The organism is Aquimarina besae, from assembly GCF_042434905.1.
Classification (GTDB): domain Bacteria; phylum Bacteroidota; class Bacteroidia; order Flavobacteriales; family Flavobacteriaceae; genus Aquimarina.
Genome location: NZ_CP170199.1, coordinates 1,897,974 through 1,913,842, shown reverse-complemented (window position 1 = coordinate 1,913,842; position 15,869 = coordinate 1,897,974). Strand labels below are relative to the sequence as shown.

Genomic DNA, 15,869 nt, shown 5'->3' with positions numbered 1-15,869 from the left:
TAATATGATAAAAATCATAGTTTTACCCCTAATGACGATTTAGTTTTGGCATATCACCATAATACTATCAAAGATGAAAAAGATTTTATTACCTACAGATTTTTCGGATAATGCCTGGAATGCTATTGATTATGCCGCCGAACTTTTTAAGGATGAAACCTGTACTTTTTATCTTCTAAACGTGTATAGTAAAATAATTTATGAGTCTGTACATCTTTCTGATATCCCCTCGGAGCGTACTATAGAAAATACCGTAAAAGCTAATGCCGTAACTAATCTGAAGCACTTAAAAACAACAATCACACATACGAACCCTAATCAAAAGCATCAATTTGAAATAATTGCTGCTTTGGGGTCGCTAACAGATGTGATAGAGGATGTAGTAAAATCCGAAAAAATCGATCTCATCGTGATGGGGACAAAAGGTGCTACAGGAACCAAAGAAGTATTTATGGGGAGTAACACAGTACGCATTATTAATTCTGTAAAAAAATGCCCAGTACTAGCAGTGCCGGATAATTTTACATTTACCGTTAAACCTTCTGAAATCACCTTTGCAACAGACTTTACCCATTTTTATAGTAAAGAAGAATTAAGCCCATTACTTGAGCTCGCCAAATCTTTTAATGCAACGATCAGAATCGTTTATGTACAGACCGAAGATGGTTCATTGACTGAAGAGCAGAAATTTAACTTAGGAATGCTACAGAAATATTTTAAAGACATTAAATATTATCAACATACCTTAACCAAAGGCGATTCCGTTTCAAAAACTATCAGGATTTTTACAGAAGAACTTGATATTTATCTGTTAGCAATGTTAAATTACTCTCATAGTTTTGTAGATAAATTAACTAGAGAACCTGTCATAAAAACAGTTGCATTTCACACACAGGTTCCGCTTTTAGTCATACCAGAATTAGGAATGAGTGCTGCTTATTCTAAAACAATCAAGAAAGGTTCAAGTTTAGAAGAAATACAATAATTTGATATAGAGATCTTAAATTCTTTTACAAATCTTGATCTCTCTTTATCGGACGATCTTCATAGAAATCTTCAAAAGTTTTATCTGTAGAATATTGATCTGTTAGAACTTTATATACCATTAATATTACCATTAACTGGCCAAAACAAGTAAGATAAAATACCCAGCCAAACTCAACATCCATCGTCACCATAATGGTGATTAAGAACAACAATAGTGTAGTAATGATGATCATTACCATTCCCGAAATTTTCATAACTATTTTTTATTTAAAAGATAAAAAAAATGGAGCATACTTCTTCTTAAGATTTAGCCAAATTAAAGTTTCAGCTGATAAAAATCATAGTTTCTAAGCTTCTGGTTTTCTAGTTTTGAAAGAACACCTAAGAATAACTGTACAATGAGAAAAATATTGATCCCTACTGATTTTTCAAAAAACGCAATGAATGCCATTCAATATGCTGTAGAGTTATTTAAATATGAAAAATGTGAGTTTTTAATTTTTCATGCTTACGCCGATGAAGTATATGATCATAACGCTTTAGTTTCTCGTGAAATTTTGGAAGATTTAAAAACAAAGACACAGGAAAACTCTGACAATGAACTAGCCAAAATTCGTTCGCATATTGATCAGATCTCTCCCAATCCAAGACATCAGTATGAAACGATGTCAGTTTTCGGAACTCTTATAGATGAGGCTAATGATCTGGTAGACGATCAAAATTTTGATATTCTTGTCATGGCCACCAGAGGTAAAACAGATGACCGTGAGATTACATTTGGCAGTAATACGTTACAAGTACTTAAATATGTAAAATGTCCAGTACTGGTAATACCTGAAGATTGCAGCTATGATCCACCAAAAAATATTCTTTTCCCTACCGATTATATGTTGCCTTACAAAAGAAGGGAATTAAAATTACTAAGTACCTTAACCAAAAGCTTCAGGTCTTCGATTCACTTTTTACATATTTCAAAATATAAAAAACTATCTATAAGACAGGAAGACAATAAAGATTTTTTAAAAGAATGTTTGCCCGATATAGAACTATTATTTCATACACAAGAAGACACTGACATTACAACAGCAATTAATGAATATATTGAACAAAATAACATCAACATGTTAGTGATGATAAACTCAAGGCACTCGTATTTGGAATGCGTATTATATCAATCAACCATTGATAAGATTGGACTACATATCAAAATACCATTTCTAGCGATGCAAAACTTACAAAGAAACTAAAATTAGGAAATTATGAAACGGATCTTATTACCTACCGATTTTTCTGATAACGCTTATAATGCGATACGTTATGCATTACAATTTTTCAGGAATGAAGAATGTAAATTTTATCTCCTCAATACTTTTACACCTGTATCCTATAATGTAGGATATCTGATTGAAAACCCAATGCCTTATGGTATGGAAGACATCGCAATGATGAATTCAAAAAGGGATATCGAAAGAACGGAAGAGAGAATAAAAAAAGAGTTCAATAATCCAAAACATACCTTTGAAAGGATTTCAGCATTTAATATGCTGATCAATGAAATCAAAGATGCAGTAGATCGTTATGATATTGATCTTATCGTTATGGGTACCAAAGGAGCTACCGGAGCCAAAGAAATTTTTATTGGTACTCACACAATGTATACAATCAAAAAAGTAAAGTGCCCAGTTCTGGCTGTTCCTTCTGATTTTGAGTATGAAGAACCCAAAGAAATTTTATTTCCTACAGATTATTATCTTAGCGCGACTAATAAATACATCCCTCTGATCAAAGATATTTGTGACCGACATGAATCGAGACTTCATATACTCAATGCTTATTACGGTGTCTCTTTAAATAAAGATCAAAAAACAACAAAAGAATTTATAGACACTTATTTTACCAATAATGCACATATTTTTCACATCGCAGATGGAATGGATGTTATAGAAGCGGTTGAAGATTTCCAAAAAATGAATATTATAAACATGCTGGTTATGGTTCATAACAAACATTCGTTTTTTGAAAACCTATTATTCAAACCAGTAATCAATGAGATAGCATACCACACTAATATTCCGTTTTTAGTAATTCCATCAGAAAAACGAATAGGATCCAATCCTAAAGAAGATGAGGCTGGTAAAAAAAGAAAAGAAAAAGAAGATGAGGGTTTAGCAGTATAAATAACCTACAGTACCTGAGCAAAAACTCATCTAGTTCTTAAAATAAATAATGTGATGGTTATATAATGTTTCGATTCATCTTAAATAAAAGATCGGAAATAACAAGTAGTACAACCAGATCAACCCTATAGAAACAAAGTTATCTTACTAAATACATCATAAAAAGATGAAAAGAATTTTGGTAACAACAGATTTTTCTGATAAGGCATGGAACGCTTTGGTATATGCAATGGATATGTACCAAGACATTCAGTGTGAATTTCACGTGCTTCATACCTATGATCTCAATTCGGTTAGACTAGCTACTACATTAAGTTCGCAAAGAGTTGGATATTTTTATGAATCTATTAAAGTAGAATCAGAAGAAGGGTTAAAAATGACGCTGGAAGATATAAAAAATGCCAATCCTTCTCCAAAACATGCTTTCAAGAAAATTTCAAAACCCGGTTCTTTAGTTAAAGCTTTGAAGCAAATGACCGAAAATCATCAATTTGATCTTATTCTAATGAGTTCTAAGGGTACTACAAGTTCAAAACAGATTTTCTTAGGAAGTAATGTTAAGAAAGTACTCGAAAACGAATTTCATTGTCCAATTTTGATTGTTCCCGAGGAGGCTTATTTTGAAAAAATTAGAAACATTGCTTTTGCCACCAATTTTGAAAGAATCTATCATAAATCAGAAGTCAGACCCATTATAGATATAGCAAAACATAACAGTGCTACTGTAAGGATGATTCACATTTATGATAAACCAAAATTAAGCACTGTACAGCGCTACAACTCAACCACTTTAGAAAACTTTTTTAAAAATGTGAAATTTGATTTTCACGTAATACCGGAATTCTCAACCATTGAAAGAGGAATCCAGGCTTTTATCGAGGAGTTAGAAATAGATCTATTAACAATGATAAAATATCCACACAGTTTTATTGAACGCTTGACACGAGAAGAAGTAATTAAAAAAATGACGTTTACAACCAAAATTCCGTTCTTAGTCATTCCAGCAGATCATATGTAATAACCTCAGCATAGTATCTATTTTCTGCTACCAATAGTATCAAACATAGTTTTTCGGCAATATGAGAATTGTCATAGTATTCCTGATTTTTTGGCGATAGTTTTATGAAGTAATTAAAAACCAAAGAACCATGAAAAGAATACTTGTTCCTACAGATTTTTCAAATAATGCCTATAGTGCTCTTTTTTATGCTGCCAGATTATTTCAGCATCAAGCGTGTCAATTCTTTATTCTCAATACTTTTGAGGTTAAAACCCCAGTTTTTACAGGTAGAATAGATACCAGCAAAGGAGATCAATTATATCAAAAGCTAAGCGCTCAATCTAAAGAAGGACTAATAGAAACTTTTCATTCGATTATCAGAGATACTGATGATCTTGACCATACTTTTGAAACCATTTCTGTTTCTAAAGATTTGACAGAAACCATTAATAAAACCATCAAAAAAAAGAATATTGATATGGTCGTTATGGGTACCAAAGGTGCAACCGGTATTTCAACCCTGTTTATGGGTAGTAATACCGTTAAAGTAGTTCAAAAAATACATAACTGTCCCGTTCTAATGGTACCAAATGGATATAAATTCGAGAAACCATTACAGATTGCGTTTCCGACGGATTTTAGAAGGTTTTACATTGCAGAAGAATTAAAACCGTTAATCGATATTGCATCATTGTTTAATGCTAACATAAGAATTTTTCATGTTAATGAAGAAGAGAAGTTAGATGATATTCAAGAACACAATTACACTTCTTTAAAAAATCATTTGGCAGATTTCACACATAGTGTCCATTGGATATCAAAAGGTGGCCAAAAGTCAAAACTTATTAATGATTTTATAGATGATTTAGACATTGACTTATTAGTGATGGTAAATTACAGACATAGTTTAATGGAAGACATTACCCACGAACCTGTTATTAAGAAAATAGGATTTCACCCATCCGTTCCTTTCTTGGTTATACCTGATGCCAGCTGATAATTATCATAGTTTTCTGCTCAAAAAGTTTTTACATTATAGTTATTAATTCTTAAAATCTATTCTCATGAAAAAGAAAATCTTACTACCCACGGATTTTTCTAAAAATGCCTGGAATGCTATAAGTTATGCTATTGAGCTTTATAAAAATGAAGAATGTGATTTTTATATTCTCAACGTATTTAATGCCACCGGTTATGCCCTGGAAAGCATGATGGTACCAGAACCGGGAGAAAAAACATATGATGAAGCCAAAGAAAAATCAGAAAAAGGATTGGCAAAAATTTTAGAAAGACTATCCTTTAGAGACGATTATCCGCTTCATAATTTTTTTATGATCTCGCAGTTCAATAGTCTTGTTGAAGGCATCAAGGATATAGTAGATAAACAAGATATTGAAATGGTCATTATGGGAACCAAAGGAGCTACTAATGCAAAAGATATCGTATATGGTAGTAACACGGTTTTAGTAATGGAGAAAGTAAGAAATTGTCCAGTTATGGCAATTCCTGAAAATGTGACCTACGCCAAACCAAAAGAAATTGTATTTCCTACAGATTATAAAACAAATTTTAAAAGAAGAGAATTGCAATATCTTATTGAAATAGTCAAAATTAGCCATGCAGCTGTACGTTTTTTATATATATCTAACGACGATACTTTGACAGAAGAACAAAAAAATAATCAAAAACTTTTACAAGAGTATTTTGAAGATATTCCTCATACATTCCACATCTTACACAATGTTGATGTAAAGGGAGGTTTAAGTTCATTTGTAGAAAGCAGAAGTAGCGATATGATTACTTTCATCAATAGAAAACATAGCTTTTTCGGAAGCATATTTTCCAGACCCATGGTAAAGGACCTCGGATATCACTCTAAAGTACCAGTATTAGCATTGCACGACTTGAAAAATTAAAATCTATTAGTTATGAAAAATACAGGAATATGGATGGACAAAGAAAAAGCCCTTATCATAGAGGTCCAGGAAAATACAGAAGATACGACCACTATTTTTTCTGAAATAGAAGATTATCGTATCCACGGCGGTTCAGGTTCACGGTTTAAAGGAGGACCACAAGATGTGGTGCAAGACAGTAAATATCTGGAACGCAAAAAGCATCAATTTAAAGCGTACTTTAAAAAAATAATCCCTTATATCGAAAAGGCCGATAATGTTGTAATTTATGGTCCCGCAGAAGCTGGTGAAAAGTTTTATAAAGAATTAGCAACAAATTATAAGAATATAGCTGAAAAAATAAAAGCTGTTCTCAAAGCAGATAGCATGACCGAAAATCAGACCAAAGCCCTGATCCGGGATTATTTTAAAAAACCCAAACAACGCTTGATTTAATACATTTTCCAATATTCATCTTTTGGTACGATATCCATGAAAAACGAAGATTTCGACATCCTAAAATCTTCTGGAGAAAAAGTGAAATTCTCTTTAAGCAAACTACAGAATTCACTAAAACGAAGCGGTGCTGACACTAAAACCGTTACACAAATCATTGATACAGTTAGAGATGAACTATACCAAGGCATCTCTACAAAAGAGATATACAACAGGGCATTTGCCTTACTTAAAAAACAAAAAACTGTTTTTGCTTCAAAATACAAACTCAAGAAAGCGATTTATGAACTCGGCCCTACCGGTTTTCCATTTGAAAGATTCGTGGGGGCAATCCTAGAATATTCAGGATATCAAGTAAGCATCGGTCACATATTATCTGGTAAATGTGTTTCTCACGAAGTGGATGTAATTGCTAAGAAGAATAGTGATTATATGATAATAGAATGTAAATTTCATAGTGAAGAAGGACGTAATTGTAATGTTAAAATACCGTTATACATACGTTCTAGATATATAGATATTCTCAATAATTATAAAGATAAAGAAACGGAAGACATAAAACCCAATCAAGGATGGGTTGTAACGAATACTAGATTTACCAAAGATGCCATTCAATATGGCAAATGTGCCGGATTGTATCTCCTAAGTTGGGATTATCCAAAAAACAATGGACTTAGAGACCGGATTGATCGTTTGGGCTTATATCCCATAACTGTATCAACCCTTTTGACCAATAGGGAAAAACAATTTTTGTTAAGCAGAAATGTTGTTTTGCTAAGACAATTGATAGGAGATCTGTTTTATTTAGATCATCTCGGTATCTCTGAGAACAGAAAGCAAAAAATACTTCACGAAGTAAAAATGCTATGTAACGTATAAAAAGATCTGCATATGGTATCAGTTAAAATTCACTTCTTAGGAGCTGCAAGAACTGTCACAGGGTCTAAGTTCTATATAGAAACCCCACAAAAGAATATTTTGATTGATTGTGGAATGTTTCAAGGTATTAAAGAACTACGAGAACTCAATTGGAAAGAGTTTCCTGTGGATGCTTCTGCTATCGATATTGTTCTTCTTACTCACGGACATCTGGATCATACCGGATATCTACCAAGACTAGTGAAACAAGGATTTCAAGGTGATGTTATCGGTACTGCCCCGACCTTAGCAATCACAGAAATTATTTTGCGTGATAGTGCTAAAATTCATGAAGAAGAAGCTGAAAAAGCAAATAAAGAAGGGTATTCTAAGCACAATCCCGCGTTACCTTTTTATACTGTTAGAGATGTAGAAAAAACATTACAATATTTCAAAGCACAAGAAAAAGACAACTGGATTTCTATATCAGAGGATATACAATATAAATTTAAATATAATGGGCACATCATAGGTGCTTGTTTTATCGAATTGAATCTTTTTGGAAAAACCTTGGTTTTCTCAGGCGATGTGGGACGACCGGATGACTTATTATTGAGACCGCCGCAAAAACCGGATTGGGCAGATTTTCTGTTTATAGAAAGTACTTATGGTAATAAATTACATCCTGATCAAAATGTTGAAGAAAAGTTGATCGAATTAATCAATGAAACCCTTTATCAAAGGGGAACATTAATTATCCCTTCTTTTGCTGTAGAACGTTTACAAACCTTGATGTATTTATTATGGAAACTGTACCAAAAAAACCGAATTCCGGATATTCCCATATTCGTAGATAGCCCGATGGGAAATAATGTCTTATCTGTATTTGAACGATTTCCGGATTGGCATAAATTACCTATGAAAGACTACTATGCCCTATGCAATCATATTAATATTGTTACTTCATATAAAGAAACCTGGGAAGTCATTGATAATCCAAGACCCAAAATTGTAATTGCAGGTAGCGGAATGGTAACCGGAGGAAGAGTGTTGACTTATTTAAAACAATTGGTAGATGTAAACACCACATCAGTCCTTTTAGTAGGATATCAAGCCGAAGGAACACGCGGCAGGCAATTACAGGAAGGAGTTCACGAAATAAAATTATTTGGCAAATACTATCCTGTAAAAGCTAAGATACATCATATTGAAAGCTTATCTGCTCACGCCGATCAATTTGAATTATTAGATTGGATCAGTAAGATCAAAAATATCCCGGAAAAGGTATTTCTAATTCACGGAGAACCTTCAGCTTCAGAAGCATTTAACAACAAACTAAGAGATACCCTCCATTGGAAAACTTATATTCCAAAAATCAATGAGACACAGGAGATAATTGTCTGAAAATAAAACAATAACCTGATTTTTATCATTTTTTACATTTCAATTTTTAACTAGCTTACTTGTATATAGCATAGTTAATTAACTCGTTGCTTATTTTGAAAGAAATGCTAAATAAAAGCGTCAACCTGTCTACCAAATTGTATAGATATCGAACGTAGCTTTTTTGATCCAAAATCTTCTTCTCGATACATCTGTCCGTGACATTTGAATCGACGAATGTTGAATGAAAAAATCATAATGTACAACAGGTACATTAATCTACACGTAATCTTTTAAAAATTAAAACCATGGCAACCGAAATAAATACAACAAATAAAGATCTTAGAGATATTCATTTTGATACGTTAGAATCAAAATCCAGTTTACAGTTTATCGAAGGTGAAGTACTATTTATTAACCAATTACTACACTCTTACGTTTTTGAACCAACAACACCTAATCTTTTCGAACGATTACAAGAGTTCAAACAAGAAATTAGTCGCATAGAAAAAGAGATAGAAATATTGAATGAAGAAATACGAAAGCACGAAAGTGATTTAGGCGGAATGCTTGAATGTGATACCATTTCTTGTGATCATTATTACTATGAAGAACATGAATCTTTAAAGAATCGTTTTAATAATTTTTATAAGGATTTCAGAAAGCTAAAATCTGAAGTATTCAATTACGCTGGTGGCATTTTGAAGCATAATAAAAAATAGCGTACGAACTGATATTTGTCATAGTACAAATCAACCTAACCAATTATCTTTAAGACACTTGAAAACAAAATACTTAACATTAAAACCTAAACATTATGTCCATAATCAAATTTAACAGAAACAGATTCCCCTGGTTCAATGACACCATCTCTAATTGGATGGATACTGATAACTTTTTTGCAGATGACTTTTTTATCAAAGACAGAAATTTACCCGCAATGAATGTTAAAGAACATGAGAATGACTTTGAAATTGAACTAGCCGTTCCTGGTTTTTCAAAAAAGGATATTGAAGTAACCATGGAAGATGATGTACTACATATCTGCGCAGAAAAACGCAAAGAAGAAGTAGAAGAAGAGAAAGATTACACTCGTAGAGAATTTAATTATAACTCTTTTGACAGAAAGTTACAATTACCTACTAGTGTAGATCAAAATGAAGCTGTAAAAGCCAAATACAAAAATGGTGTTCTGACACTTAATCTATTGAAAAAAGAAGAAGCCAAAGTACAGCCTAAAAAAGTAATTGAGATAGAATAATCTCAAAATTTTCGGCAGAAAATAATTTTGGGGGAGTTATTTTCTGCCGTATCATATGTTTTCTACTGATTTTTAAAATAATCTTTCTTAAAACCTACCTATAAACTGGTTACTTACAGCTGACTTCAAATAAACTATAAAATGTAAACAGATGAAATCGAAACAACCCAATATCAAATATATAGAGTGGAAAAGCGCAGAAGAATTGCACGAAGCTTCTCTTCATTGGATCTCTGAGTTAAAGTTCATCAAAGATGAACAGCATTTTTTAGATGAATTAATAGAAAATTATACTATACAACTAATTTCAGAAAAAACTTTTGAGAAGAGTAGTGAGATAATTAATGAACTCAATCAAAGTCAAAAAAACCTGAACCCCTTACTAAAAAAAGTAATTAAACATTGTAATGAACTTACTATTCTGGTTGACGGTATTGATCAACCTGCCGAAGAAAAACAATACAAAGAACATCATCAAAAATTAGTGGTAGAAGTGAGTGCATATTTTGAAACCTATAAACAAACAAAAAGAAGAATATTTGATCTAATCAAAAATATTATCAAAAAAGGGAAACAAAAACGATTATTAAATTAACAGCATAGGTATTTGATAAGTATACTAAAAAAATTAGGGTTTATTCTTATAATGCTCGGTGCAGGATTCTGGGCTTGGTATGAATATACGTATTCTATGGATACGGTGATTCCTTTTGAGGTTAACGATGCTAACGCCAAAACGAAAGTTTTAATAGCATCTCAAGGTAGCCAGTTTAAAGATTCTGTAGTTAAAGGAATTTTGAGACGATATGAAAAGGATACGATTCATTTTAAAGTAATTGATGTATATACCTTGTTTACTGTAAATCTAGAAAAGTGGGATGCGTTAATATTTATAAACTCATGGGAGTATGGAAGTCCGCCTCGTAATGTAAAAAGATTCATAAAGAATCATCCCGATCAATTAGATAAGCTCATTATTTTATCCACTGTTGGGAGCAGTAATATCGCATTGAAAGATGTAGACGTGATCTCTGGAGAATCAATTATTGAAAAAACGTCTGTTTATACTGACATTATAACAAATCGACTTAATCAAATAATAAAAAGAAACAATGAATAAAATACGCCTTCATATCATAATAGCAACTATAGGATTATTAGTAAGTTGCTCATCAAGTGAGCTAGTAGAAGTTTGGAAAAATCCTGATATTGATACTTTTGAGGCCAATAAAGTATTGGTAATAGGAATGACAGCCGATACCGATGGAAGGAAAGTATTTGAAAAAAAACTGACCCAAGCGCTTAAAAAAAACGGCGTTGCAGCGGAAAAAAGCCTTGATTTTTTTGAAAAATCCTTTACCCAGTCACCCAAAACCGAAGAAGATCTATTAGCCATAGAGGGGCAACTGCTGGAAGCTGGTTTTGACGCAATTCTATTATCCAAAGTACTTGCTATAGAAGATAAAGTCACTGTAGTACAAGCCTATAGAAATCTGGACAAAGATTTTAAAAGTTTTAAAGACGATTATTACCAAAACCAAGATATTTACTACGAGGATGGTTATTATGAAGAATATGAGGTCTATCACGCAGAAACTTCCTTATATTGTATATGCCCTGATAAAGAAAGAGAATTAATCTGGAAAGGATCTATTGATATTACAGAACCAGAAAATATAAAAAAAGCCGTAGGAGATTATGTAAAAGTATTAATCTGGGCTCTGAAAGGTCAAAAACTATTAATCATTGAAGAAGAACTGAATAATGAAGATATTGATATATAGCGCCAAGGACTTTGAAATTCCATTTCTGGAAAAAGCAAATAGTGATGTATATCAAATCAAATACATTCCTGAAAGACTAACTTCCAAAACGGCAATGCTCGCTCTAGGATTTGATGTCATATCCATTTTTTCGGCAGATGATGCTTCTTCAAAAGTGTTAGAATTATTATACGATTTTGGAGTTAGGTATGTCTCATTACGATCTGCCGGCTACGATAATATACACTTAAAAACAGCACAAAAACTAGGAATAAAAGTTGCTAACACACCAGAATATTCTCCTAATGCCATTGCAGAACACGCAGTTGCTCTATTGTTAGCTTTAAACCGTGAACTTATCCTATCCAATAAGCAAGTTCATAACTACAATTTTTCTCTGAGCAACCTGGTAGGATTTGATCTTCATAACAAAACCGTTGGAGTCATAGGAACCGGAAGAATTGGGAAAGTAATCGCTAAGATTATGAATGGTTTTGGCTGTAAAGTGATTGCCAACGATATCGACAAGGATGTCAGTTTTGCAGAAAAGTACAATATTCAATATCTGGAACTTTCAGAACTATGTCGACAATCAGATATTATTATGCTCAGTGTTCCTCTTAATTCAGAAACACACTATATGATCAATGCAGATCTTATACAGTTCATGAAACGCGAGGTTTTTATCATCAATATTGCCAGAGGTGCTGTAGTGAATACTTCAGAAATATTGGAAGCACTTACGTGGAAAAGGATTGCAGCTTACGGAGCAGATGTATATGAGTATGAACATAATGTATTCTTCTATGATCGATCTCACGCAAAACCAAATGATAAATTATTAAGAAACCTAATGGATTTACCCAATGTTCTGATCACACCGCATCAGGCATTTGCCACTAAAGAAGCTTTAACTAATATTGCTGAAACTACTTTTTATAACATCAACTGTTGGCAACAAAACAGCACTCCAAAAAATGAACTTACCAAGGAACTAGTGCGGTAACTTCTCTTTTAACAACCCATATACAAAAGTTCCTGCAATTGATGCACCAATTACAATTAGAATGGGTAAATAACCGGCTCCTACCAAAACAAACATAGGACCAGGACACGCTCCTGCCAATGCCCAACCTAATCCAAAGATAATTCCACCCAGTAAATACCGACTAAAACTTTTCTCTTTTGGCGCGATGGTGATCTTTTCACCATATACTGATTTTACATTGAATTTTTTAATCAATTGAACCACAATAATACCCAGACCAACTGCAGCCCCAATAATTCCGTACATGTGAAAGGATGCAAATTGAAACATTTCATAAATTCTAAACCAAGATGCTGCTTCTGATTTAAACAAAACGATTCCGAAAAAAATACCAATAAGTAAATATATAATAGTGCGCATGTATCTAAAATATTAAGGGAAAAATTAAATGTATCATTGCTAAACCGCCAATAAAAAACCCTACAACTGCAATAAGTGAGGGTATTTGTAAATCACTCAGACCAGAAATCGCGTGACCAGAAGTACATCCACCGGCATAACGTGCTCCAAAACCAACCAAAAATCCTCCGATAATAAGTATAGCCAAGATTTTTGGATCTGTAAAAGCATCATTAGAAAATAGTTTTTCTGGTAAATAAGCATCACCGGCACTGTAAAATCCTTTGGACTGAAGATCAGTTACTACTTTAGGATTTAAAACAACATCTGTAGAATTCGACAAAAAATTTTGAGCTATAAAGCCTCCGATAATAACCCCTAAAACTACTACAAGGTTCCAGCGTTGCGCTTTCCAGTTAAATCTAAAAAAACCAGCGGCTTTTCCTGCCCCGCATATAGTACACATTGTTCTAAGATTGGATGACATACCAAACTTTTTACCAATCATTAGCAATAGAAACATCACTAAAGCTATTAATGGTCCTGAAACGTACCAGGGCCAAGGTTCATATATCCAATTCATTGTTATTCAACTTTTAATTTTTGATTTATTTATTTATTTCAAAGTTCTTTCTAATTTTCTGAATCCACAGAAAATAAAATTCTGAGTTGTATCGAAGGGAGTTTGATGATCTACATAAGCGCATTTTATCTTTTCGAAATATGGTTTTACCAAATTATTCATCGACTCTTCTGAATACTGTTTGACATCAATTCCACTGCATTTGGTCGGACCTTGTTCAGAAAAACTACCGACTACCAATATTCCATTTGGGTTTAGGTTATTTTGGATAGACTTTATATAATTATCAATCTCTGCCTTGTCAGTAAGAAAATGTGATGTTGCTCTGTCATGCCAAAAATCATAGGTTTCTTTTGGTTTAAAATCCACAATATCTGCCACAATCCAAACTACATTTTCTGCAAGTATTCCTAACCTTTCTTTTGCTCTTTTTAAAGCAGTTTCAGAGACATCGAGAACAGTAATATCTGTATATCCCAATTGCAAAAGATGATCTACCAAAAAACTATCTCCTCCTCCAACATCAATAATTTTTGCGTTTTTAGGAATTTTAAAAAATTTAATGAAATCCAAAGAAGTTTCCGGAGACTTTTGATACCAGCTTACATCCTTTAGCTCTTTAGTTTTATAAACATGCTCCCAGTGATTTTTTCTATCCGACTCCTTCATTTATAGTCTTCGATTTTATTTCAAAGTAGAAGGACAGACATAATCTGTTGTATCCATACCTGCTGCTTTCATTGCTGCAAAACCACCTGCTACATCGATAAGATTATGAATACCTCTACTCTTCAAAATGGATGCTGCAATAACAGATCTATATCCTCCTGCACAGTGTATATAAAAAGTTTTATTCTCAGGAAAATCATTCATATATTCATTAATAAAATCTAATGGAGAGTTTTTGGCTTTATTAAGATGTTCTGCAACAAATTCACTTTCTTTTCTCACATCAAAAACTTCAGGCTCTTCTGTGTTTAATTTATTTTTAAGTTCCTCTGCTGTTATTGATGATATGGTATCATAATCTTTACCTGCATTTTTCCACGCATCCAAACCTCCTTTAAGATATCCTAGAGTGTTATCAAATCCAACTCGAGATAATCGGGTAATTGTTTCTTCTTCTCTGCCTTCTGGTATTACCAATAAAATAGGTTGTTGTACATCTGCAATTAAAGCGCCTACCCAAGGAGCAAAGCTACCGTCAATTCCAATAAATATAGATCTTGGGATATGCCCTTTTACATATTCATTTTGATGTCTAACATCCAATACTACAGCCCCAGTTTCATTCGCTAAAATCTCAAATTCTTCGGGGGATAATGGTTTTGTTCCTCTTTCCAAAACTTCATCTATATCCTCATAACCTTCTTTGTTGAGTTTCACATTTAAAGGAAAATATTGTGGTGGTGGCAGTAAACCTTCGGTCACTTCTTTTACAAACTCTTCTTTAGTCATATCTGCTCGTAACGCATAATTCATCTTCTTTTGGTTTCCTAAAGAATCCACCGTTTCCTTCATCATATTTTTACCACAAGCTGATCCCGCTCCGTGAGCCGGATACACAATCACATCATCTGCCAAAGGCATAATTTTATTTCGTAAGCTATCAAACAGCGTCTCTGCCAATTCTTCTTGAGTCATATCTGCCGCTTTTTGCGCTAAATCAGGTCGCCCTACATCTCCTAAGAACAAGGTATCTCCACTAAAAATAGCATGATCTTTACCATTTTTATCTCTTAGTAAATACGTAGTACTCTCCATGGTATGTCCCGGAGTATGAAGTGCTATTATCGTAATATCACCAAGGATAAACTCTTGTCCATCAGTTGCGATGGTTGCCTCAAAAGACGGGTTCGCATTGGGACCATAAATGATCTCAGCGCCTGTTTCTTTTGCTAAAGTTACGTGTCCACTTACAAAATCTGCATGAAAATGAGTCTCAAAAATATATTTGATTTTAGCCCCATCATTTTTTGCTCTTTCGATATATGGCTTTACTTCTCTTAGTGGATCTATAATCGCTACTTCTCCTGCACTTTCTATATAATAAGCGCCTTGTGCCAGACATCCTGTATATATTTGTTCTATCTTCATATCTTTTATTCTATTTTAAACT

At 33.1% G+C, this 15,869-nt stretch carries 20 protein-coding genes; 15 read left to right on the top strand and 5 right to left on the bottom strand.

All coding sequences use genetic code 11. The annotated features are described in order from the left end of the window. Positions 1-73 precede the first annotated feature (73 nt). On the top strand, positions 74-985 hold the full coding sequence (locus ACE94K_RS08265) for a universal stress protein (RefSeq protein WP_378182655.1): 912 nt from the start codon (positions 74-76) through the stop codon (positions 983-985). A gap of 25 nt (positions 986-1,010) precedes the next feature. On the opposite strand, the gene ACE94K_RS08260 is transcribed toward ACE94K_RS08265, so the two are convergent. Continuing rightward, positions 1,011-1,241, bottom strand: a complete 231-nt coding sequence (locus tag ACE94K_RS08260; RefSeq protein ID WP_378182652.1) for a hypothetical protein — start codon at positions 1,239-1,241, stop codon at positions 1,011-1,013. A 144-nt stretch (positions 1,242-1,385) separates the two neighbouring features. Here ACE94K_RS08260 and ACE94K_RS08255 point away from each other — a divergent pair, with 144 nt between their 5' ends. The 14 genes from ACE94K_RS08255 (at position 1,386) to ACE94K_RS08190 (ending at position 12,786) form a co-directional block, all read left to right on the top strand. Beyond that, entirely contained in the window at positions 1,386-2,234 is an 849-nt protein-coding gene (locus tag ACE94K_RS08255; protein WP_378182650.1) for a universal stress protein, read from the top strand. Positions 2,235-2,246: 12 nt separating this feature from the next. After that, on the top strand, positions 2,247-3,164 hold the full coding sequence (locus ACE94K_RS08250; protein WP_378182647.1) for a universal stress protein: 918 nt from the start codon (positions 2,247-2,249) through the stop codon (positions 3,162-3,164). A 166-nt stretch (positions 3,165-3,330) separates the two neighbouring features. After that, on the top strand, positions 3,331-4,182 hold the full coding sequence (locus tag ACE94K_RS08245; protein ID WP_378182644.1) for a universal stress protein: 852 nt from the start codon (positions 3,331-3,333) through the stop codon (positions 4,180-4,182). Positions 4,183-4,312: 130 nt separating this feature from the next. Continuing rightward, complete coding sequence (locus ACE94K_RS08240; RefSeq protein ID WP_378182641.1) at positions 4,313-5,161, top strand: universal stress protein; 849 nt, start codon at positions 4,313-4,315, stop codon at positions 5,159-5,161. Between the two features lie 67 nt (positions 5,162-5,228). Continuing rightward, positions 5,229-6,080, top strand: a complete 852-nt coding sequence (locus tag ACE94K_RS08235; RefSeq protein ID WP_378182638.1) for a universal stress protein — start codon at positions 5,229-5,231, stop codon at positions 6,078-6,080. A 12-nt stretch (positions 6,081-6,092) separates the two neighbouring features. Further along, the gene (locus tag ACE94K_RS08230; protein ID WP_378182635.1) at positions 6,093-6,515 is read left to right on the top strand and encodes a hypothetical protein; all 423 of its coding nucleotides are present in this window, start codon (positions 6,093-6,095) and stop codon (positions 6,513-6,515) included. Positions 6,516-6,551: 36 nt separating this feature from the next. Continuing rightward, complete coding sequence (locus ACE94K_RS08225) at positions 6,552-7,394, top strand: restriction endonuclease (protein WP_378182632.1); 843 nt, start codon at positions 6,552-6,554, stop codon at positions 7,392-7,394. 12 nt (positions 7,395-7,406) lie between these two features. Further along, positions 7,407-8,777, top strand: a complete 1,371-nt coding sequence (locus ACE94K_RS08220) for an MBL fold metallo-hydrolase RNA specificity domain-containing protein (RefSeq protein ID WP_378182629.1) — start codon at positions 7,407-7,409, stop codon at positions 8,775-8,777. 287 nt (positions 8,778-9,064) lie between these two features. Then, complete coding sequence (locus tag ACE94K_RS08215) at positions 9,065-9,478, top strand: hypothetical protein (protein ID WP_378182626.1); 414 nt, start codon at positions 9,065-9,067, stop codon at positions 9,476-9,478. A 95-nt stretch (positions 9,479-9,573) separates the two neighbouring features. Next, on the top strand, positions 9,574-10,017 hold the full coding sequence (locus ACE94K_RS08210; RefSeq protein ID WP_378182623.1) for an Hsp20/alpha crystallin family protein: 444 nt from the start codon (positions 9,574-9,576) through the stop codon (positions 10,015-10,017). 151 nt (positions 10,018-10,168) lie between these two features. Beyond that, on the top strand, positions 10,169-10,612 hold the full coding sequence (locus ACE94K_RS08205; RefSeq protein WP_378182620.1) for a hypothetical protein: 444 nt from the start codon (positions 10,169-10,171) through the stop codon (positions 10,610-10,612). Between the two features lie 12 nt (positions 10,613-10,624). Then, positions 10,625-11,137, top strand: coding sequence for a hypothetical protein (locus ACE94K_RS08200; RefSeq protein WP_378182617.1), 513 nt, complete (start codon positions 10,625-10,627; stop codon positions 11,135-11,137). Further along, positions 11,130-11,801, top strand: a complete 672-nt coding sequence (locus tag ACE94K_RS08195) for a hypothetical protein (protein WP_378182614.1) — start codon at positions 11,130-11,132, stop codon at positions 11,799-11,801. The genes ACE94K_RS08200 and ACE94K_RS08195 overlap by 8 nt, the downstream gene beginning before the upstream one ends. Beyond that, the gene (locus ACE94K_RS08190; protein WP_378182611.1) at positions 11,782-12,786 is read left to right on the top strand and encodes a 2-hydroxyacid dehydrogenase; all 1,005 of its coding nucleotides are present in this window, start codon (positions 11,782-11,784) and stop codon (positions 12,784-12,786) included. Before ACE94K_RS08195 ends, ACE94K_RS08190 begins: the two co-directional genes overlap by 20 nt. Here ACE94K_RS08190 and ACE94K_RS08185 read toward each other — a convergent pair. From ACE94K_RS08185 to ACE94K_RS08170, 4 genes are read right to left on the bottom strand one after another with little or no spacing between them, the layout of a single operon-like run. Next, complete coding sequence (locus tag ACE94K_RS08185; RefSeq protein WP_378182608.1) at positions 12,775-13,188, bottom strand: DUF6691 family protein; 414 nt, start codon at positions 13,186-13,188, stop codon at positions 12,775-12,777. The two genes, ACE94K_RS08190 and ACE94K_RS08185, sit on opposite strands and share 12 nt — an antisense overlap. Before the next feature lie 4 nt (positions 13,189-13,192). Next, positions 13,193-13,750, bottom strand: coding sequence for a YeeE/YedE family protein (locus ACE94K_RS08180; RefSeq protein WP_378182605.1), 558 nt, complete (start codon positions 13,748-13,750; stop codon positions 13,193-13,195). 33 nt (positions 13,751-13,783) lie between these two features. Further along, on the bottom strand, positions 13,784-14,419 hold the full coding sequence (locus tag ACE94K_RS08175) for a class I SAM-dependent methyltransferase (RefSeq protein ID WP_378182602.1): 636 nt from the start codon (positions 14,417-14,419) through the stop codon (positions 13,784-13,786). Positions 14,420-14,434: 15 nt separating this feature from the next. Continuing rightward, entirely contained in the window at positions 14,435-15,847 is a 1,413-nt protein-coding gene (locus ACE94K_RS08170) for a rhodanese-like domain-containing protein (RefSeq protein ID WP_378182599.1), read from the bottom strand. Positions 15,848-15,869 lie beyond the last annotated feature (22 nt).

Coding starts and splice junctions, on each gene's coding strand:
- ACE94K_RS08175 (WP_378182602.1), bottom strand. CDS start 14,419: ATGAAGGAGTCGGATAGAAAAAATCACTGGGAGCATGTTTATAAAACT.
- ACE94K_RS08195 (WP_378182614.1), top strand. CDS start 11,130: ATGAATAAAATACGCCTTCATATCATAATAGCAACTATAGGATTATTA.
- ACE94K_RS08170 (WP_378182599.1), bottom strand. CDS start 15,847: ATGAAGATAGAACAAATATATACAGGATGTCTGGCACAAGGCGCTTAT.
- ACE94K_RS08220 (WP_378182629.1), top strand. CDS start 7,407: ATGGTATCAGTTAAAATTCACTTCTTAGGAGCTGCAAGAACTGTCACA.
- ACE94K_RS08240 (WP_378182641.1), top strand. CDS start 4,313: ATGAAAAGAATACTTGTTCCTACAGATTTTTCAAATAATGCCTATAGT.
- ACE94K_RS08180 (WP_378182605.1), bottom strand. CDS start 13,750: ATGAATTGGATATATGAACCTTGGCCCTGGTACGTTTCAGGACCATTA.
- ACE94K_RS08215 (WP_378182626.1), top strand. CDS start 9,065: ATGGCAACCGAAATAAATACAACAAATAAAGATCTTAGAGATATTCAT.
- ACE94K_RS08250 (WP_378182647.1), top strand. CDS start 2,247: ATGAAACGGATCTTATTACCTACCGATTTTTCTGATAACGCTTATAAT.
- ACE94K_RS08260 (WP_378182652.1), bottom strand. CDS start 1,241: ATGAAAATTTCGGGAATGGTAATGATCATCATTACTACACTATTGTTG.
- ACE94K_RS08185 (WP_378182608.1), bottom strand. CDS start 13,188: ATGCGCACTATTATATATTTACTTATTGGTATTTTTTTCGGAATCGTT.
- ACE94K_RS08245 (WP_378182644.1), top strand. CDS start 3,331: ATGAAAAGAATTTTGGTAACAACAGATTTTTCTGATAAGGCATGGAAC.
- ACE94K_RS08255 (WP_378182650.1), top strand. CDS start 1,386: ATGAGAAAAATATTGATCCCTACTGATTTTTCAAAAAACGCAATGAAT.
- ACE94K_RS08265 (WP_378182655.1), top strand. CDS start 74: ATGAAAAAGATTTTATTACCTACAGATTTTTCGGATAATGCCTGGAAT.
- ACE94K_RS08230 (WP_378182635.1), top strand. CDS start 6,093: ATGAAAAATACAGGAATATGGATGGACAAAGAAAAAGCCCTTATCATA.
- ACE94K_RS08190 (WP_378182611.1), top strand. CDS start 11,782: ATGAAGATATTGATATATAGCGCCAAGGACTTTGAAATTCCATTTCTG.
- ACE94K_RS08225 (WP_378182632.1), top strand. CDS start 6,552: ATGAAAAACGAAGATTTCGACATCCTAAAATCTTCTGGAGAAAAAGTG.
- ACE94K_RS08210 (WP_378182623.1), top strand. CDS start 9,574: ATGTCCATAATCAAATTTAACAGAAACAGATTCCCCTGGTTCAATGAC.
- ACE94K_RS08235 (WP_378182638.1), top strand. CDS start 5,229: ATGAAAAAGAAAATCTTACTACCCACGGATTTTTCTAAAAATGCCTGG.
- ACE94K_RS08205 (WP_378182620.1), top strand. CDS start 10,169: ATGAAATCGAAACAACCCAATATCAAATATATAGAGTGGAAAAGCGCA.